General features: G+C 64.1%; 25 protein-coding genes and 1 pseudogene. 12 read left to right on the top strand and 14 right to left on the bottom strand.

Annotated elements, in window-relative coordinates; all coding sequences use genetic code 11:
* Positions 1-6: 6 nt before the first annotated feature.
* From flgG to Q0030_RS33510, 5 genes are all read left to right on the top strand, one after another.
* Positions 7-795, top strand: a complete 789-nt coding sequence (gene flgG, locus Q0030_RS33530; RefSeq protein ID WP_298377176.1) for a flagellar basal-body rod protein FlgG — start codon at positions 7-9, stop codon at positions 793-795.
* Between the two features lie 2 nt (positions 796-797).
* Entirely contained in the window at positions 798-1,853 is a 1,056-nt protein-coding gene (gene flgA, locus Q0030_RS33525; RefSeq protein ID WP_298377174.1) for a flagellar basal body P-ring formation chaperone FlgA, read from the top strand.
* Between the two features lie 5 nt (positions 1,854-1,858).
* On the top strand, positions 1,859-2,611 hold the full coding sequence (gene flgH / locus Q0030_RS33520) for a flagellar basal body L-ring protein FlgH (RefSeq protein ID WP_298377172.1): 753 nt from the start codon (positions 1,859-1,861) through the stop codon (positions 2,609-2,611).
* A 366-nt stretch (positions 2,612-2,977) separates the two neighbouring features.
* On the top strand, positions 2,978-3,412 hold the full coding sequence (locus tag Q0030_RS33515; protein WP_298377168.1) for a hypothetical protein: 435 nt from the start codon (positions 2,978-2,980) through the stop codon (positions 3,410-3,412).
* A 96-nt stretch (positions 3,413-3,508) separates the two neighbouring features.
* Positions 3,509-3,802 carry an antibiotic biosynthesis monooxygenase gene (locus Q0030_RS33510; RefSeq protein ID WP_163154635.1) on the top strand — a complete coding sequence of 98 codons (294 nt, stop codon included), beginning with the start codon at positions 3,509-3,511 and terminating at the stop codon, positions 3,800-3,802.
* A gap of 76 nt (positions 3,803-3,878) precedes the next feature.
* On the opposite strand, the gene Q0030_RS33505 is transcribed toward Q0030_RS33510, so the two are convergent.
* The 6 genes from Q0030_RS33505 to Q0030_RS33480 all read right to left on the bottom strand — a co-directional run bounded on the left by Q0030_RS33505 (position 3,879) and on the right by Q0030_RS33480 (position 7,205).
* Positions 3,879-4,790, bottom strand: a complete 912-nt coding sequence (locus Q0030_RS33505; RefSeq protein WP_298377163.1) for a dienelactone hydrolase family protein — start codon at positions 4,788-4,790, stop codon at positions 3,879-3,881.
* Between the two features lie 206 nt (positions 4,791-4,996).
* The gene (locus Q0030_RS33500; RefSeq protein WP_298377158.1) at positions 4,997-5,500 is read right to left on the bottom strand and encodes an N-acetyltransferase; all 504 of its coding nucleotides are present in this window, start codon (positions 5,498-5,500) and stop codon (positions 4,997-4,999) included.
* 34 nt (positions 5,501-5,534) lie between these two features.
* Positions 5,535-5,981 carry a DUF1801 domain-containing protein gene (locus Q0030_RS33495; RefSeq protein ID WP_298377155.1) on the bottom strand — a complete coding sequence of 149 codons (447 nt, stop codon included), beginning with the start codon at positions 5,979-5,981 and terminating at the stop codon, positions 5,535-5,537.
* A 68-nt stretch (positions 5,982-6,049) separates the two neighbouring features.
* Entirely contained in the window at positions 6,050-6,283 is a 234-nt protein-coding gene (locus Q0030_RS33490; RefSeq protein ID WP_298377152.1) for a hypothetical protein, read from the bottom strand.
* Between the two features lie 170 nt (positions 6,284-6,453).
* A complete protein-coding gene (locus Q0030_RS33485) occupies positions 6,454-6,885 on the bottom strand; it encodes an SRPBCC domain-containing protein (protein ID WP_298377149.1) in 432 nt (143 codons plus the stop codon).
* Entirely contained in the window at positions 6,882-7,205 is a 324-nt protein-coding gene (locus Q0030_RS33480; protein WP_050403489.1) for a metalloregulator ArsR/SmtB family transcription factor, read from the bottom strand. Before Q0030_RS33480 ends, Q0030_RS33485 begins: the two co-directional genes overlap by 4 nt.
* Positions 7,206-7,844: 639 nt before the next feature.
* Between Q0030_RS33480 and Q0030_RS33475 the strand changes: the two genes are divergently transcribed.
* Positions 7,845-8,597, top strand: a complete 753-nt coding sequence (locus Q0030_RS33475; RefSeq protein ID WP_298377145.1) for a carbonic anhydrase — start codon at positions 7,845-7,847, stop codon at positions 8,595-8,597.
* A 215-nt stretch (positions 8,598-8,812) separates the two neighbouring features.
* Here Q0030_RS33475 and Q0030_RS33470 read toward each other — a convergent pair whose 3' ends face one another.
* Together Q0030_RS33470 and Q0030_RS33465 are read right to left on the bottom strand one after the other, a co-directional pair.
* Positions 8,813-9,598, bottom strand: coding sequence for a fumarylacetoacetate hydrolase family protein (locus Q0030_RS33470; RefSeq protein ID WP_298377142.1), 786 nt, complete (start codon positions 9,596-9,598; stop codon positions 8,813-8,815).
* Positions 9,599-9,706: 108 nt separating this feature from the next.
* Complete coding sequence (locus tag Q0030_RS33465) at positions 9,707-10,735, bottom strand: aldehyde reductase (protein ID WP_298377139.1); 1,029 nt, start codon at positions 10,733-10,735, stop codon at positions 9,707-9,709.
* Positions 10,736-10,850: 115 nt separating this feature from the next.
* Here Q0030_RS33465 and Q0030_RS33460 point away from each other — a divergent pair, with 115 nt between their 5' ends.
* The gene (locus tag Q0030_RS33460) at positions 10,851-11,261 is read left to right on the top strand and encodes a helix-turn-helix domain-containing protein (protein ID WP_298377137.1); all 411 of its coding nucleotides are present in this window, start codon (positions 10,851-10,853) and stop codon (positions 11,259-11,261) included.
* A gap of 101 nt (positions 11,262-11,362) precedes the next feature.
* Here the strand turns inward: Q0030_RS33460 and Q0030_RS33455 are convergent.
* The 3 genes and pseudogenes from Q0030_RS33455 to Q0030_RS33445 all read right to left on the bottom strand — a co-directional run.
* Positions 11,363-11,503: pseudogene (locus Q0030_RS33455) on the bottom strand (phytanoyl-CoA dioxygenase); the annotation flags it as partial.
* Between the two features lie 255 nt (positions 11,504-11,758).
* Positions 11,759-12,124 (bottom strand): RNA polymerase-binding protein DksA, encoded by a 366-nt coding sequence (gene dksA, locus Q0030_RS33450; protein ID WP_021077973.1) that lies wholly within the window; start codon positions 12,122-12,124, stop codon positions 11,759-11,761.
* 222 nt (positions 12,125-12,346) lie between these two features.
* Entirely contained in the window at positions 12,347-12,958 is a 612-nt protein-coding gene (locus tag Q0030_RS33445) for an NAD(P)-dependent oxidoreductase (RefSeq protein ID WP_298377133.1), read from the bottom strand.
* Positions 12,959-13,060: 102 nt separating this feature from the next.
* Between Q0030_RS33445 and Q0030_RS33440 the strand changes: the two genes are divergently transcribed.
* Positions 13,061-13,447: a helix-turn-helix domain-containing protein gene (locus Q0030_RS33440; protein WP_074131694.1), complete on the top strand. Its 387-nt coding sequence runs from the start codon at positions 13,061-13,063 to the stop codon at positions 13,445-13,447.
* Positions 13,448-13,488: 41 nt separating this feature from the next.
* Here Q0030_RS33440 and Q0030_RS33435 read toward each other — a convergent pair whose 3' ends face one another.
* Positions 13,489-13,902: a flagellar assembly protein FliX gene (locus Q0030_RS33435; RefSeq protein ID WP_298377128.1), complete on the bottom strand. Its 414-nt coding sequence runs from the start codon at positions 13,900-13,902 to the stop codon at positions 13,489-13,491.
* A gap of 262 nt (positions 13,903-14,164) precedes the next feature.
* Here Q0030_RS33435 and Q0030_RS33430 point away from each other — a divergent pair, with 262 nt between their 5' ends.
* From Q0030_RS33430 to Q0030_RS33415, 4 genes are all read left to right on the top strand, one after another.
* Positions 14,165-15,289: a flagellar basal body P-ring protein FlgI gene (locus Q0030_RS33430; RefSeq protein ID WP_298377126.1), complete on the top strand. Its 1,125-nt coding sequence runs from the start codon at positions 14,165-14,167 to the stop codon at positions 15,287-15,289.
* Between the two features lie 32 nt (positions 15,290-15,321).
* On the top strand, positions 15,322-15,645 hold the full coding sequence (gene flgJ / locus Q0030_RS33425; RefSeq protein ID WP_223970345.1) for a flagellar assembly peptidoglycan hydrolase FlgJ: 324 nt from the start codon (positions 15,322-15,324) through the stop codon (positions 15,643-15,645).
* Positions 15,646-15,668: 23 nt separating this feature from the next.
* A complete protein-coding gene (locus tag Q0030_RS33420) occupies positions 15,669-16,163 on the top strand; it encodes a hypothetical protein (protein WP_298377123.1) in 495 nt (164 codons plus the stop codon).
* A 162-nt stretch (positions 16,164-16,325) separates the two neighbouring features.
* Positions 16,326-16,712 (top strand): hypothetical protein, encoded by a 387-nt coding sequence (locus tag Q0030_RS33415; protein ID WP_298377120.1) that lies wholly within the window; start codon positions 16,326-16,328, stop codon positions 16,710-16,712.
* A 17-nt stretch (positions 16,713-16,729) separates the two neighbouring features.
* On the opposite strand, the gene Q0030_RS33410 is transcribed toward Q0030_RS33415, so the two are convergent.
* Both Q0030_RS33410 and flaF read right to left on the bottom strand, forming a co-directional pair.
* A complete protein-coding gene (locus Q0030_RS33410) occupies positions 16,730-17,092 on the bottom strand; it encodes a hypothetical protein (RefSeq protein WP_298377117.1) in 363 nt (120 codons plus the stop codon).
* A 28-nt stretch (positions 17,093-17,120) separates the two neighbouring features.
* Complete coding sequence (gene flaF / locus Q0030_RS33405) at positions 17,121-17,486, bottom strand: flagellar biosynthesis regulator FlaF (protein ID WP_050403500.1); 366 nt, start codon at positions 17,484-17,486, stop codon at positions 17,121-17,123.
* Positions 17,487-17,798 lie beyond the last annotated feature (312 nt).

Genomic DNA, 17,798 nt, shown 5'->3' with positions numbered 1-17,798 from the left:
TGAACGATGCGCGCACTTTATACCGCGGCGACCGGAATGGCGGCACAGGAACTCAGCGTTCAGGTGATCTCCAACAACATCGCGAACCTGCGTACCACCGGCTACAAGAAGCAGCGCGCCGCGTTCCAGGACCTGATCTACGACCATGTGCGCCGGGTCGGTGCGCAGGCCTCCGACCAGAACACCATCATGCCGATGGGCATCGACCTCGGCGGCGGCGTCAAGACCGTCGGCACGCCGCGGATGATGACCCAGGGCACGCTGTCGCCGACCGGCAACGATCTCGACATCGCAATCCGCGGCGAAGGCTTCTTCAAGATCCTGATGCCGGACGGCACCTTCACCTACACCCGCGACGGCTCGTTCCAGATGGACAATCAGGGCCGCATCGTCAACGCGCAGGGCAACCTGCTGCAGCCGACGATCACGATCCCGCAGAACGCCTCCGGCCTCACCATCAATGCGCAGGGCCAGGTCTCGGTGACGCTGCCGGGCCAGACCGCATCGACCACGATCGGCCAGATCGGCCTGACCCGCTTCATCAACAAGGCCGGGCTGATGCCGATCGGCGACAACCTGTTCCAGGAAACGCCGGCCTCCGGCCAGCCGCAGGACGGCATAGCCAACACCGACGGCTATGGCGACATGCAACAGAGCAACCTCGAACAGGCCAACGTCGAGGTGGTCTCGGAAATCTCCGACCTGATCGCCGCGCAGCGCGCCTATGAGATGAACTCGAAGGTGGTCTCTGCGGCCGACCAGATGATGCAGTCGACCTCCAACCTGTTCCGCTGAGGATGATGTCGATGATCGCCCGCTCATTCCTGATCGCAGCCGCGCTCCTCGCGGTGACCGCGCTACCAGCCACAGCGCAAAGCCGCGACGAGACCATCGCGGTGCCGACGCTGCGCGCCAGCGTCACGGTCGCGGACGACATCGTGCGGGTCGGCGACCTCATCGACAACGCCGGCAGCGCCGGCAGCACTGCGATCTACCGCGCGCCCGACCTCGGCACCACGGGCACGCTGCCGGTCGCGCAGGTGCTGAACGTGCTGCGGACCCACCAGGTGATCGGCGTCGATACCCGCGAGCTGAAGGAGATCACCGTCACGCGCCTTGCGCGCACCATCGACAGCAAGGAGATCGAGCAGCAGCTGTCGCGCGCACTGGAGGGCCGCCACGGGCTCGGCAGGGCCGGCAATATCGCACTCACCTTCGACCGCGATCCCGGCGACCTCCGCCTCGAGGCAACCAACACCGGCGCGATGCAGCCTGTCGCCGTGCGCTACGACCCGCGCTCGACGCGGTTCGACGTCACCTTCGAGGTCAGCAACGAAGCCGGCACGGCGCCGTACAAGCTGCGCCTCACCGGCACCGCGATCGAAACCATCGATGCCGCCGTGCTGACGCGCAATGTCGAACGCGGCGACGTGCTGAAAGCCTCCGACGTGGTGATCGAGCGCCGTCCGAAAGCCGAAATCGGCAACGACGCGGCGGTGCGCGACAGCGCCGTCGGCATGCAGATGCGCCGCCAGATCCGCTCCGGCCAGGCGCTGCGCACAGCCGACATGGCAAAACCCGATCTCGTCACCCGCGACCAGAACGTCACGCTGGTCTACCGCACCTCCGGTCTCTACCTCACGATCCGCGGCAAGGCGATGGATGGCGGCGCCGAAGGCGATGTCGTGAACGTGATGAATCTGCAGTCCAAGCGCGCCGTCGCCGGCGTCGTCACCGGCCGCGGCGAGGTTTCGATCTCGGTCGCGTCCCCGCGCGCAGCGCCGGCCGCCGACGCCGCCTCTTCAAATTCCGCTCCCGTCAAGCTGAGTTCAGTCGCACCAAACGCCGAGTAAAGTTCATGTCCCAGTACCGCATCAACCGCCTCATCCTGACCGGTGCGCTGCTCGCACTCGGAACGATCGCCAGCGGTTGCTCGTCGATCGACCGTCTCTCCCAGATCGGTGAAAAGCCGAAGCTGACGGAGATCGAGAACCCGACGGCGCAGCCCGGCTACAAGCCGGTGCAGATGCCGATGCCGAAGCCCGAGGTCGCCTCCTACAGCCCCAACTCGCTGTGGCGCAGCGGCTCGCGCGCCTTCTTCAAGGACCAGCGCGCCGCGCGCGTCGGAGACATCCTGACGGTCACGGTGAACTTCACCGACAAGGCCGCGATCGCCAACGAAACCCAGCGCAGCCGTACCAATTCCGAAGATTCCGGGGTGACCAACTTCCTTGGATCGCAGACCATCACGCAGGCGAACAAGATCCTGCCCGGCAAGATCCTGACCGCCGAATCCACGGCCTCGAGCGACGGCAAGGGCTCGGTCAACCGCCAGGAAGCGTTGCAGACCAGCGTCGCGGCCGTCGTCACCCAGATTCTCCCGAACGGAAACCTTGTGGTCGAGGGCAAGCAGGAGATCCGCGTCAACTACGAAATCCGCGAGCTGATCGTGGCCGGTATCGTGCGCCCGGAAGACATCCAGAGCGACAACACCATCGACTCCTCGAAGATCGCCCAGGCCCGCATCGCCTATGGCGGCCGCGGCCAGATCACCGACGTGCAACAGCCGCGCTACGGCCAGCAGGTTCTCGACGTGCTCTTGCCCTTCTAGCTTTCTTCTTGAGCTCCCACATCTCGTCGCGAACCTAGGCGCGGCGCGGTGTACCAACACGGCCCTCGCTAGCTCCCCTGGCGAGGGCCGTGGCGTCTTGTGACCGGTCGAATGCATTAGAGCGTTTGCGAGCGAAGTAAACACCGGTTCGCGTGAAGCAAACGTCAAAACAAGAGTCGAGAGCCCCGTTCCGATTCCATCGGAACGGGGCTCTCGCGCGATCGTCGCACACCAGTCCAATACCGCTTCGCGCAAGTCGCGCGATCGCCTTCTCGGTTCGTTAACCGTTGGGTGAAGGTTAAGTAGCAGTCCCTCCGCTTGCAACGTAGCTAGACGACAACGCAGGGTTTGCAGTTCGTGACGGTCATGCAAAGAGACGGTCGATATGCGGCGTGGTTTCGTACGCCGCGCGGCGAAGGCACCGGAATAGTCCATCTGGCAAACGGCAGGATCTCAGGCGGCGACGCCACGTTCACCTATGGCGGATCCTATCAGCTCGACGAGGACCGCTTCACGGCGGTCTTGACGACGCACAGATATGCCGACGGCCCGTTCACCACCGTGTTCGGATGCGACGAGGTCGAGGCACAGCTGACCGGCACCTTCAGCGGCAATCGCGCGGTGTGCTCGGGTACGGCCAAGCAGGCCCCCGGCGTGCTGTTCGAGGCCACCCTGTTTCTGCAGCAACAGGAGCAGGCGCCCGCCCCCGGCCCAAAAACCACGACAACGCGCGCGGATGTGACGCGGCTGCCGAAGCTCCCCGACCGCCGCACGACCGTCGTGACCCGGCGTTTCAGCTGATCGGTCCGCAATCCCGATGGCATCTCGGCCCCTTCAGGCGTACCATCGCGCATGCGCGAAGCGCAGCCCGATCGATGCAGCCGGAAGGAGGAACGCATGTATGCCGCCATCCGTCACGCCAAGGCGAAGTCTGGTAGCGCCGAAGAACTCGCGCGCCGGATCAAGGAAGGCGCAATTCCGATCATCAGCGATGTCGAAGGCTTCATGGCCTATTACGTGGTCTATGCCGGCGACGACACCGTCACCGCGATCAGCGTCTTCAACAACTATGCCGGCGCCGAGGAAGCCAACCGCCGCGCACTGGCCTGGATCGATGACAATCTCGGCCCGTTGCTGATTGGGCAAGCCACCGCGGTTGCGGGTCCGGTCATCGTGCACACGAAGGCGTGACGGCCGCGCGCCCAGCAAACCTCGCCCGGCAGAAGCTGCCCCGCTGCGCTTCGTACGTGCGTGCGCGTTCGCAAGCCTATTTCAGCATACTCGCCAGAAACTGCGTGACGCGATTGATCGCATCCGCGCGGGCTTCCGGGTTCGACATCGCGATCGGCGAACTGCCGTCCGGCCGCTTCAGGCTGGTCATCTCCTTCCGCGGAAGGTTTGGATGGTCGAAGGCGTGATAGGCGTTGGGGTAGAAGTGCGGGTCGATCGGAGGGCCGCCCTCGTCCTTTGCCCGCGCCACCATCTCCCTGCACGGCCCTGCAGGCGTAGCGGTGTCTGCCTCGCCCACCAACAACAACATCGGTTGGCGCGGCCGCCAATGCGGGTCCTTTTCCGCAACCGGCGGACAGTTGGGATAGAGTGCGATCGCAGCCCGGAAATCCTTGTCCGGCGCCATACCCTTCGGCAATGCACCATTGGCGACCGTGAACATCATAGCCATCCCGCCGTATGACTGCCCCAGGATGGCGATGCTGTCGGGCCGGACGTCGGAGCGCGACCTCAGATAGTTCATCGCGCCGTAGGCGTCCATCGGCGTCTCCCTGTTCGGCAGAACGGGGCGGGAGAAGACCGGCTGAACCGCGCAAAGGCTGCCGTATCCGCGCGGCTGGAAGGAATCGATCAGGAGAAACAGATATCCACGCTGTGAAAGGATTTCGCCCCACGTTCCATACAACGGGCGGACCTCACCTTTTTCGTTCGTCGCGCCGTCACAGCCGTGAATGCTGACGACTGCCGCGAAGGGGCCAGATCCGGCGGGCTTGTAAAGATAGCCGCTGATCGTCGTTGGCGTGCCACCCTTGAGATCGCCATCGGTCGAGGGAAACGAGACTTTCTCTTGTGCCCCGGCCGCAGAGCTCAATGCCAGGACGACACTGAATACGAGCGCGATACGATTGAGGGAAACAATGCTGTTCAATGTCGCGGAGACCGCCGCCATATCGAGCTCCATGGTTTTTGGAAGCACGGCAGTTCCATCAATTTCCAATCGAAATCAATTTCGCGGCCATGCCGGTCAGGGCAATGCAATCGACCGGCAGTCTTGCAAAAACTCCCGAAGGGTTCATCACCCAAATGGGTGATAAACTGCCCCATTCTTCTCCCGCGAGATAGCTGCTGCGAAGTCGGCCCGTTGGCTCATCCGGGCTACGCCTGCTGCTCAGACCTGTCGCTCAGGACAATGAAGACTTCGCCTTCGAAGTCGTATCGCGCGACCTCGCGCATGCCGAGCCGCAGATGCGCCTTGAGCGAGCGCGGATTGTCTTCCCGGATGAAGAGGATCGCTTCGCGACCGGAAAATGTCGCCTGAAGCTCGGCGTATAACGCGTCCAGAACTCCCAAACCGCGCGCGTCCTGGGAGACGCATACGGGACCATACACATAAGCATCGGGACCGCCAGACCAGGCCTTCAGCATGGCCCGAACCGGCGGGGCATCGTCGAATCCCCTCTCCGAGGTCAGGAGCGCACCCAGCAGCATGCCCTCGTCACCGGTCGCGATCACGATCGATTGCCCGCTTGCAATGCGCGTCTCGATCACCTCGCGTGGCCATTGCCCGAGCAGCATGCCACCGCGTTCGCCAGCGTTGGCCTCGAGCAGCGCGGAGATGGAGCCGGCATCCGAAGCGGTGGCGAGCCTGGTCTTGATCATCTCGGATGGATCGCGATCAGCATGCCGGCGCAGCTCACGACTTCGTCTTCGCGGTCGCGCGGGCGCCCGCGGCCGCTTTCTTCGCCGGCTGCTTGGCTGATTTCTTCGCAGGCTTCTTCGACTTGGCCTGGTTGAGCTCGATCGCAGCACGGATCAGGGCCTTCAGCGCACGGTCATTGATCTTGTCGCCCTCGAACAGATCGATCGCGCGCCGCACATTGCCCTCGAAGCCGGTGTTGAACAGCTTGTCGGGGTCCGGAAGCTGCGCGCCGTACATGAAGGTCAGCTTCACCTTGCCCTTGTGGGCGTTGCCGACCGCGATGATGCCGTCGCGCGACCACACCGGGCTGCCCATCCACTTCCATTCCTCGATGATTTCGGGGTCGGCGGCGAGGATGCTCTTGCGCAGGCCTGCGAGCGTCTTGCCGCGCCAGTCGGTGAGATCCTCGATCATCCGGTCGATACGTTCCGATGCCGTCATTGCTGCCTCGTGGTCCTCGCCTGCCTCAAACAATCACACCATGCAATCACACTTCTGACGCCTGGGCATCACGCTTGTGACGCCCCGGTCGATGCCCCGCGTTCACGCCGCGGCGCCAGATAGGGCAACGCGAACAGATACAGGCCGCTCAGCAGCATCAAGATCAGCGGGAACAGCGCCAGCAGGCCGATCCAGACGGCTTGCTGCTGCAAGACCATCGCGATGATGTTGACGATGACGGCCGCCGTGAAGACGATCGAGAGCCAGCGGTGAAATTGCCTGATCCAGTTGTTCCAGTTCATGTGACCTCCTTTGGATGGGGTAAAATCTGTGTAATGCCGTCATTGCGAGCGAAGCGAAGCAATCCATCGCACCGAGTACGCGGATCCATCGATTGCTTCGCCGCTTCAGCGCAAAATTTCTTTGCAATCTTGTCGCGAGCTCCTCGCAATGAGGGCAAAGCGTCCGCCTATCACTCCGGCCGCACCAGCAGCTGATCGAGATTCTCCAGGAACTGCTTCCACCCGGCATGGGCGCCGCCATAGGCCTGCTTCTGATGCGGCTGGAAGCCGGACTGCTCGACGCGCAGATGGGTGCCCTTCGCCGTCGGCGTCAGCGTGAAGACGACCACGCTCTCGAGATTGTAGGCGGCATCTTCATGCGCGAAATTCCAGGTGTAGGACAGCGTCCTGTGCGGCTCCACAGTGAGCACCTTGCAGTCCAGCACGCCGCCCCACTCGCCGCGCAGATTGAAGCTGTGCCCGACCTCGGGCTTGAAGTCGTTCTTCATCAGCCACTCCTCCATCAGATGCGGTTGCGTCAGCGCGCGCCAGAGCTTTTCCGGTGGATGGGGAAATTCGCGCTCCACGATTGCGGAGCGCGTTTCAGCGGTGGTCTTGTTCATTGGTCCATCCTTTTGAGAAGATCTTCGAGGTGGTCGAACCGGTTCTGCCAGAAGCCCGCCATCTGGCTGGTCCAGTCGATCAGCGGCGCCAGCGCGCCGAGTTGCGCGCTGTAATGCGTCTGCCTTCCTTCGTGGCGATCGCGCACCAGCCCGGCCTGCTTCAGCACGCCGAGATGCTTTGACACCGCCGGCTGCGAGATCTTTGCCCGCGCCGTCAGCGCACCGACGGTCTGCTCGCCCTCGCGGCACAGGCGCTCGAAGATCGCCCGGCGGGTCGGGTCTGCGAGGGTTCGAAACAACACGTCGTGAGCGTCCGGCATTTTGCAATCAATAACCCGTTGGCTATGGATTAACGTATAACCAGACAGCTATGGATTGGTCAAGCTAGAAGTTGAGAAAAATGACTGACGCCCCCGGGCCGCCCCCCGTTTCGGTCTGCTTGGCGCAAAATCGGCTGAGCCCACAGACGCATAACTGATGGGTTATAATCCAGCCGCTGGTTTGCCCGTCGGAGAAAGCCGGGTTGTTTCCGGTTACACCTGTGGTCCTACCTCCCGTGCTTTTTGTTGCACGGGACCTATGGGGGTGCCGTCGGCACCCGGCTTTCCCTGCGCGCTCTGCTTTCAGAGCGGCCAAACGAAATGCAAAGCTCGGACGGATCACGTCGCGAGAATGCCAGAGTGTGATTCACGGGCCGTTCAACACACTCGGTGTCGTCCCTGCGAAAGCAGGGACCCATAACCACCGATGGTCATTGTTGAACGATGCTGGAACGACGAGTCCCTCCACGACATCCGCCGCAGAGTATGGGTCCCTGCTCCCGTGCGCAATTGCGCACTAGGCAGGGACGACGATTGTGGACGTGGCGGTCGCGAGCGCACGAGTGCAATGATTGCGAAGGCATTGCGCATGACCTACACATATCGCGCGGATGCGGTCCTTGTTCACGGAGAACCTTGATGTGCCAGCTCTGCGAGATCACGCCTCCCAGCCGAACCTCCCGGCGCTTCTTCCTCGCTGCCGCGACGTGCACCGCGGCCAGCCTCGCGCTTGCGCCGGCTGTGACGGCCAAAGAGACAAGACCGCCGCCGAAGCCGCAGAACGTGCTGCCGCCGGACGCCGCGCTCGACCGGCTGGTGAAGGGCAATCTCCGTTATGTCGAAGGCGTTTCGCGGCGGCATGATTTCAAGCACGAGCGCGAGGCGCTGGCCGGCGGACAGAACCCGTTCGCTGGCATCCTGAGTTGCGCGGACTCCCGCATCGCGCCGGAATACGCCTTCGACACCGGCCGTGGCGACCTGTTCGTCTGCCGCGTCGCCGGCAATTTCGCCAGCGACGAGATGATCGCAAGCCTCGAATATGCGTCGTCGGTGCTCGGCGTGCCGCTGTTCATGGTGCTCGGCCACGACAGCTGCGGGGCGGTCGATGCCGCGATCAAGTCGCTGAAGGACAACACCACCCTGCCCGGCCATCTGCCCTCGCTGGTCACTGCGATCGCGCCGGCGGTGAAGGCGGCCGAGGGCAAGCCGGGCGACCGCCTCGCCAACGCCATCAGGCAAAACGTCATCGACAACGTCGCGAAGCTCAAGACGGCGACGCCGATCCTGAGCGCCGCGGTCGATCAGGGCAAGCTCAGGATTGTCGGCGCGGTCTACCGGCTGACCGACGGCAAGGTCGAGCTGGTCACGGATGGCAAACGGCCAGCGATGTGAAAGTCAGGTGAACGTCGCTTCCGTGCACACTCAGTGTCGTCCCTGCGAAAGCAGGGACCCATAACCACGAATGCTGATTGTTGCGCGTCGGCGGAATGACGAGCCCTGTTCACAACAGCGGCCGCGGAGTATGGATCCCTGCTTCCGTGCGCAATTGCGCACTAGGCAGGGACGACATCCCTATGTGGAGGCAAGCTCGTCAACACAACGTCACCTCAGGTGAACGCCGCCTCCACCTTGCCGAGCCCATCGAGCTCCATCACGACCGTGTCGCCCGCCTTCAGCCACACCGTCTTGACCAGGCTGCCGGTCAGCACGATCTGGCCGGCGTGCAGGCCGCGGCCTTCGGCGGCGAGATGATTGGCGAGCCAGGCGAGCGCGTTGTGGGGATGGCCGAGCACGTCGGCGCCGGTGCCGTGCCCCTCCTCCTTGCCGTTGACGAGCGCGCGTCCGGTGATCTTGCGCAGATCGGGCACGGTGATGCGCGGCACGGCCTCGCCGAGCACGCAGCCGGCGGCGAAGAAGTCGTCGGCGATCAGCGTCGGCGCGCCGAGCGTCTCCCATTTGACGTAGCGGTCGTCGACGATCTCGATCGCCGGATGATAGGCCTCGATCGCCTCCGCGACCCATTCGGCGGTGAACGGCGCTTCGCTCGGAGCGAGATTGCGCGCCAGCCGCACCGCGATCTCGCATTCGACGCCGACATGGACGAAGTCGGCCGCCGGCAACTGCACGCCGCTATCATGCACGACCTTCTCGAACACGCCGCCGCCGCAGGGGTGCGGGATGTTGATGTACTCCTGCATCACCGCGCTGGTGCAGCCGATCTTGTAGCCGACGAGGCTGCCGACCTGGGCTTGCAGCAGATCGTGCAGCGCGTACTGCACCTGATAGCCTTCGGCCTCGTCGCGCGGCGCGACGTCCTTCGGAAGCGCCTTGAGCGGCGCGCGGCTGCGGCGCGCGCTGGCAATCGCCTTTGCGGCCGCGAGGATCCGTTCCATCTGCGCAGCCTCCCCGATGTTCTCGGCGGCGCGGTGGCGCCTCCGTCTGCTCGCGGCAATTCAGCACTCGCCGACGCGTCTGGCAAGCACGCCGGACGGGAGAGGCCGTCAGGCCTTGACCAGGCCGAGCCTGATCAGGCTCTCGGCGGTCGCGACGATCATCTCCTCATTGCCGCGCGGACGCCAGCCGAGCAGGTTCTGCGCCTTGGCGCTGGTCGAGCGGCGCACCTTGCCGAGCAGCGGCAGGGTGGCGCGGGCCAACGGGTTGCGTCGCGCGGCGAGCCGGATCATCCAGTCCGGCGCCTGGAACCGCGGCACACGCCGCGCCTTGCTGCCGAGTTTCCCGCGCAGCAGCCGGGCCACCTGCAGCACCGACATGGTCTCGCCGGCGACCGCGAGGAACCGCTCGCCCCTGGCCTTGGGCGAGGTCATGGCGCGCAGATGCAGGTCGGCGACGTCGCGCACGTCGACGAGGCCGAAATGGATCCGAGGCACCGCCGGCATCGCGCCGTCGAGCAGCGCCTTGATGATGCCGATCGACTCGGAGAAGTCGGCGCCGAGCGCCGGGCCGAAAACCGCGGTCGGGTTAACCACGGCAAGCTCGAGGCCATTGCCTTCGCGCGCGATGAAATCCCAGGCGGCGCGCTCCGCCAGCGTCTTGGATTTCGGATAGGCCTGCACGTCGGGGCCATCGAGATTGGACCAGGTGGTCTCATCGAACGGCTTGGCTTGCGGCGGATGGCCATAGCCGATCGCCGCAAACGACGACGTCACGACGACGCGCTTCACGCCGGCGTCGCGCGCCGCGCGCAATACCCGGAGCGTACCTTCGCGCGCCGGAACGATCAGCTCGTTCTCGTCCTCCGGCACATGCGCGCCGAGCGGCGATGCGACATGCAGCACGTAATCGCATCCCGCGACCGCTTCGCGCCAGCCGTTGTCGCGCAGCAGGTCGGCGGTGGCGAAGCCGACCTGGTCGGCCGCAAGCGCGCCCCCCTCGCGCAGCATCGCGATCACGTCCTTGCTCCGATCCGGATTGCGCAGCGTGGTTCGCACCGCATGCCCGTCGGCAAGCAGCTGCAGGATGGTATGCACGCCGATGAAACCGGATCCGCCCGTGACCAAAACCGTGCTCATGTCCCTAGCCTCTTCATGGTTCGGCAGGTGTGCACACAATGCATCGCCCACCCTGCACAGGCCGCATCTGGTCACTATCTGACGTCAGACAAGTAGAATGAAATTCGAGACAGGTATGGAAAACAATACCAGCGAACTGTGTGACGGCGGTGAATGCGAGAGCTGCCCGACCGACCCCAATCTGCTGATCGAGTTCAAGCACGCGATCCACGCGCTCGGCGGCAAATGGAAGCTCGAGATCCTGTTCACGCTGATGAACGGCGGGGTGCGGTTCGGCGCGTTGCGCCGCGCGCTGGTGCCGATCACCCAGCATATGCTGACCGCGCAACTGCGCGAGCTCGAGCGCGATGGCCTGGTGTCGCGCAAGGTGCTCACCGAGAAGCCGTTGCAGGTCGAATACGAGCTGACGGATTCGGCCTGGGGCCTGACGCCGGCTTTCCGCGAATTGCTGGCGTGGTCGAAGATCTACGGCCCGCGCCGTCACGCCGAGGCGAGCGAGACGACACTCGGGGCATCACTCGGCTGATGTCGACCTGCCACCTCATCGGCACGAGGCCCCCTCTCCAGCTTGCGGGGAACTGGGGTGGGGCCGACCCTGATCCGCGTCGGCGCATCATGCTCGCTGCACGGCAGGTCGCGCCACATGATGGCACGTCCCGCATCGGCGAGTTCGTGGGGAAAGGCGTCGTCGATCCGGACAAAGCCCTGTTCGATGAATTGCTCGATTTGCGCATCGCTGAGCGCACGCGCGTCGTCTCGATCAGTCATGATTGTCTCTCAAATCGTCGCCAGCCGTCGATGCTCCGCGAGGCGCGGAGTTTGGCCGGCTCATTCGGTTCACTGGAATCCCGCGAGCCCGAGCTCGTGGGGACGATCAGCGCTTCCGTGCGGAAGCGTGTTCCCTGGCGGAAACGAGATCAGCCCGGGAAGAAGACCGATGCGATGTTGAGAGTGCGTGTCATCATGGCGGCGCGAACGTTCAACCGGTGCGCGCCGGAATCAATCTGTAGCGGTCCGCCGCCACTATTCGTCGCGATAGACCTTCTCGCGCTTCTCGTGGCGTTCCTGCGCCTCCACCGACAGCGTCGCGATCGGGCGGGCTTCGAGCCGCTTCAGCGAGATCGGGTCACCGGTCTCTTCGCAATAGCCGTAGGTGTTGTCTTCGATGCGCTGGAGCGCCGCGTCGATCTTGGAGATCAGCTTGCGCTGACGATCGCGGGCACGAAGTTCGATCGCGCGGTCGGTTTCCGAGGAAGCTCGGTCCGCGAGGTCGGGGTGATTGACGTTCTCTTCCTGCAACGTCTGCAGCGTGACCTTCGATTCGCGGAGGATCTCGTCCTTCCAGGCCAGCAGCTTGGCGCGGAAATAATCACGCTGCCGCTCATTCATGAAAGGCTCTTTTTCAGTCGGCCGGTAGTTCTTCAGCTTTTCCAAAGGCAGCCATGTCCCTGTCTGGCGGAGGGAACAAAACCCCTCCGCGCGGCGCCTTATATAGCCACGTCATGTGACAGACAATATCTGCCACCGCGAAAGGCGGGCTGCCCCCAAGGCCTTGCACAGGCAAACTTATCTGTCCTGCCTCGAGCCAGCCCTTACCCCTCTCCTCGCCCGTCAGTAGCCGACCGTGAAACGCTGGCGGATATGGGCCGGGCGCTCGATTTCGTCGGCGAGTGCAACTGCGAAATCCTCGAACGAGATCGAGCTTTTGCCGTCGGCTGCGGTCAGAAGCTGGTCGGTCCCGAGCCGGAACTTGCCGGTCCGCTCGCCCGCCACGAACAGCGCCGAGGGCGACAAAAAGGTCCAGTTCAGGTCCGTTTCCTGGCGCAGCAGGTCTAGGAACTCAGCCCCCTTCGAGGCCTCGGCCTTGTACTGGGCCGGGAAGTTCGGCGTGGTCACCAGGCGGACGCCCGGGGCCACCTCGAGGCTGCCGGCGCCGCCGACCACGAGATAACGCCCGACCCCGGACGCCTTGGCGGCCCCGATCAGCTTGACCGGGTCGCTGACGGAGAAATGGACGGAACTGATCGCGGCATCGTGGCCGGCCCACAGTGCGGTCAGGGCGGCCTGGTCGTTCACATCCCCCCTCACGGCGGTGACACCAGGCAGGGTTGCGATCTTCTCCGGGTTGCGGGCGATGGCGGTGACGGCATGGCCGCGGCGGGCGAGTTCCGCAGTGAGGCGCGAGCCGGCCTGGCCGGACGCGCCGACGATAGCGATCTTCATCAAAGTCTCCGAATGATAGTTTCCGATGGTGACTAGATAGCGAAATGGATGTAGGTGTGAAGAAGGCACTCTTGTCTCACCTGATTACGCCGGAGTAACCCGATGAAAGCCGCCAGCCTGAAGCCGGACGCCTATGCCGCCAATTGCCCGACGCGCCAGATCCTCGACCGGGTCGGCGACAAATGGGCGGTGCTGATCCTGCTGCTGCTACGCAGCGAGCCGATGCGCTTCAACCAGCTTCGCCGCGCCATCGAAGGCATTTCGCAGAAGATGCTGTCGCAGGTGTTGAAGAGCCTGGAGCGCGACGGGTTGCTGCGCCGCCGCGCGATCGCGACCGTTCCGGTCACCGTGGAGTATTCGATCACGCCGCTCGGATCGACGCTCGCCGAGGCGGTCGATCCGCTGCGTGACTGGGCCGAGCAGAATCTGAAGGAAGTGCTGGCTGCACAACGCCGCTACGACGCGCAGCGCAAGGCCCTGGCGGCCTGAGGCACCGGCGACGTGAGACAAGTTAGTTGATCGAGCGGAGCCTAGTATTGCCCGGCCTTGGCGAGCTCCACTTCGACGCGCAGCTCGATCTCGCCCAGCACGGCATCGAGGCCGGGGTCACCGGAGGATTCCTTCAGGCTCGCGGCGGCATCGCGCAGCCGGTTCACAGTGGAGGAATCGAAATTGCCGGACAGCAGTCCGAGCTTGAGCGCGTCGAGCACGTCGAGCGCGCCCTTGCCGCGGGCCACCGAGCGCTTGCGGCGTTCGGTCGGGTCTTCGACGCCCTGCAGTGCAAGCAGCGCATCGAGGCTGGTGGCCGCCTTCGGCGCGGCGGTGGAGCGGATCTCCTCCTGCGCGGTGGTCGCGTCCGGCAGCGAGAAGCCGCCCGACGAGGTGCGCCGCGTCGAGCTGGTCGACGTGCCAAGCGTGGTGCCGTTCGGTCCGTAGATGCGCATCGTCATGATCCCGCAGGCCTGAATGCCGCGAGCATCGCCGTTTTATGGTTAACGGCGCGTAAACGACCCGGCAATTTCTGCCGCCGCACGGCAGTTTCGCGCTCCCTGGCGAACCGGAGCCGAATGGCGATTCGACAATTTCGATAAATATATCAACACATTGCCCCAACGAAACGAAGTGGCACGCGGCTCGCATGGTTAATGGCGGATCGCCGTCATGGGAGTGTCGCGTGATCTGCGTGAAGTTCGAGGGGAGCATTGGATGCCCGGCATCCGCATCGCAAATCTATTCGGATTGGCCTGCGCCGCGCTGCTGGCGCTGGCGGCTTGCGCCATGCCGGCGGCCGCGACGTCACGGATCAAGGATCTCGCCAACATCGAGGGCGTGCGCCAGAACCAGTTGATCGGCTACGGCCTCGTGGTTGGCCTCAACGGCACCGGCGACACGCTGAACAACATCCCCTTCACCAAGCAATCGCTGCAAGCGATGCTCGAGCGCATGGGCGTCAACATTCGCGGCGCCACCATCCGCACCGGCAACGTTGCCGCCGTGATGGTGACCGGCAATCTGCCGGCGTTCGGCACCCAGGGCACGCGGATGGACGTCACCGTCTCCGCGCTCGGCGATGCCAAGAACCTGCAAGGCGGCACCCTGCTCGTCACTCCCCTGCTCGGCGCCGACGGCAATGTCTATGCGGTGGCACAGGGATCGGTCGCGGTCGCCGGCTTCGCGGCCGAAGGCGCCGCCGCCAGCGTCGTGCGCGGCGTGCCGACCGTCGGCCGTATCGCCAACGGCGCCATCATCGAGCGCGAAATCGAATTCGCGCTCAACCGCCTGCCCAATGTACGCTTGGCGCTGCGCAACGCCGACTTCACCACCGCCAAGCGCATCGCCGCCGCGGTCAACGACTATCTCGGCGTCAAGACCGCCGAGCCGATCGATCCTTCCACGGTGCAGCTTGCGATCCCGCCGGAGTTCAAGGGCAACGTCGTCGCCTTCCTGACCGAAATCGAGCAGTTGCAGGTCGATCCCGATCTGGTGGCGAAGATCGTGATCGACGAACGCTCCGGCGTCATCGTGATGGGCCGCGACGTGCGTGTCGCGACCGTCGCCGTCGCGCAGGGCAATCTCACCGTCTCGATCTCCGAGAGCCCGCAGGTCAGCCAGCCCAATCCGCTGTCGCGCGGCCGAACGGTCGTGACACCGCGCACCAGCGTCGGCGTCAGCGAGGACGGCAAGAAGTTCGCCGTCGTCAAGGACGGCGTCTCGCTGCAGCAGCTCGTCGACGGCCTCAACGGCCTCGGCATTGGACCGCGCGATCTCATCAGCATCCTGCAGGCGATCAAGGCCGCCGGCGCGATCGAAGCCGACATCGAGGTGATGTGATGGGAAGCCTGATCAACAGCACCACCGGCAGCATGCCGAACAAGGCGCTGATGCCGATGTTCAATGGCCGCCCCGATCCCGTGCTGCAGGATGCGATGAAGAAGGTCTCGCCGCAGCAAATCACCAAGGCGAAGGCGACCGCGACCGACTTCGAATCGATGTTCCTCAATACGATGTTCTCGCAGATGACCACCGGCCTGAAGGGTGAAGGCCCCTACGGCGACACGGTCGGCACCGGCGCGTGGCGCTCGATGCTGACCGACGAATATTCGAAGAACTTCGCCAAGGCTGGCGGCGTCGGCATTTCCAACGAAGTGTTCCGCTCGCTGATCCTGCAGCAGGCCAACAAGAGCTAATTCGGTTTTCAAGGAGCAGCGCGATGAATCAGCGTCCACAGCAGCATCGGCCGGCCCCCGCCGCGCGGCCCGCGACGTCGACGCCGCCCGACATCGCACGTCTCGCCAACGAGCTGACCGAGGTGATGAGCGCGCTGCTCGCCGTCGTCGAGCAGGAGACCGAGTTCGTCCGCGCCGGCAAGATCCGCGAGGGTATGCGGCTTGAAGCGCAGAAGTCGGAGCTGTCGCGGCGCTACATGCTCGCGGTCGAGCACCTGAAATCGATGCAGAAGATGCTGTCGCAGACCGAACCCGAACTGCTCGCCACGCTGCGGCGTCACCATGAGACGTTCCGCGCGATGCTGCAGGTCAACCTGACGGTGCTCGCGACCGCACACGCCGTCTCCGAAGGCATCGTGCGCGGCGTCAATGCCGAGGTGCAGCGCCGCAACATCCCGAACACCTATACCGCGAACGGACAGCGCGCCACGCCGGGCCCGCGCAACATGACGCCGATCGCGGTCAGCCGCACGCTCTGACGCGCACACGCCGACAATTTAGCTCAATTCGGCGCGCCCGCGGCAGCGCGGCATTCAGCGTGTTCCCTAACAGCCTGTTGAGAGGTTCCCCGTAGAGTTGCGGATCGTGAGGGGTTGGGATTTGACTCAAGCAAACTAGTGCCTGTGCACTACGAGGCTGCCATGAGTACAGATTTCAACATCAAGCCGGTGGGGGCACCGGTCGCAGCGCCGATGATCACTCCCGCGAGTGATACGACGCAGAAGGCGGTGAAGACCGAATTGCCCGCGAGCCAGAGCGTCACCGCTCCGGAGCCGAGCGTGCGCGTCACGATCGATCCCAACGCCGTCAACGCATCGATTTCAAATCAGGCGCCGTCGGTCACCGACCAGGTCATCATCGACCGCGATGCGCGTGCCGTGGTCTACCAGGTGGTCGACAATCGCACCAACCTGGTGGTGAGGCAGTTTCCGGAAGAAGCCGTATTGCGCCGTCGCGCCTATTTCCACGCGCTTGATCTCAGCAAGGACGCGCCGACGCGGGCGCGCGCAACCGACCGCCGCGCATAACGCGCGCGAGCGGCCCCTCACTTCTGTGTGGCGTAGGCCTTGTCGAGATAGGTCGATCCTGTGGCCGGATCGGTGACGACATTGGCGATCAATGCCGTCCCCTGCTGCACCAGCGAAAACTTGGTATCTCCGACCCGGAACGAGCCGTCCTTGATCAGGACGTCCTGATACTTGCTGGTGGCGTCGCTCTGATAATGCACCTTGGCGCGGAAGCCATCGACGTTCGACACGGAGATGTTGAACGACTTGTTGTTGGCGTACTTGCCGCTCCAACTGCCCTCATAGAGCTTCGGATCGACCGCCACATAGGGCGTCTTCGACGGAACCGTCAGGCCGGCGGCCTTGTAGTTGGCCGACAAGATGCTCAATACGTCGGCCATGCCGAGGGCTCCGCCGTGAACCGGTCGATCAACCGCGGCCCGAGAGGCCGGCGGCGATGTTGCAGTTGATGTCGATCAACGACTTCAGCTTCGCCGGGTCCGGATTCATCTGGATGTCGATGGTCTGCTTCATCACGAACACGCTGATGTTCGCGATGTTCTGACGCACCTCGAGCGGCTGCGGATTGTCGGCGCCCTCTGCCGCGCTGAGGAAGATCGACCAAAGGCGGCGATTGAACAGCAATGCGTGATCGAGCGCTTTGTCGAGGCCGTTCCAGTTCGCTTGGACTTCCTGCAGCTGCCGCGCGGCCTTCAACAGCGCCTGCGCTTCGATTTCACGTGGGGAGGCCGTCGTCGTTGACGTACGGGCGTAGGCCTGGGCTGCATTCGACATTAATGACCTCGATGGGATGCGGATTTCTGGGGCCGCGGAGACGCAATTCTAGCGCTCGATATTTATGCATCCGGCGCCTTTAAATATGGTTAGCAGACGTTACGAAATGCGCCGTTCTGACGGCATGGAAAGATACCGTAATATCCCGGAGACAAAGAAAAACGGCGGGGTTTCCCCCGCCGTTGTCGAAGTGCTTATCGGCTCGTTTAGCGGAGCAACTGCAGTACGCTCTGCTGCGACTGGTTGGCCAGAGCCAACGCGGACACCGCGATCGACTGGCGGGTCGACAGCGCCTGGCTGTTGGCCGCTTCC

The sequence above is a fragment of the uncultured Bradyrhizobium sp. genome, assembly GCF_947648125.1.
Classification (GTDB): Bacteria; Pseudomonadota; Alphaproteobacteria; order Rhizobiales; family Xanthobacteraceae; genus Bradyrhizobium.
Note: the sequence above shows the minus strand (reverse complement) of the source record. Positions and strands in the feature narration are given on the sequence as shown.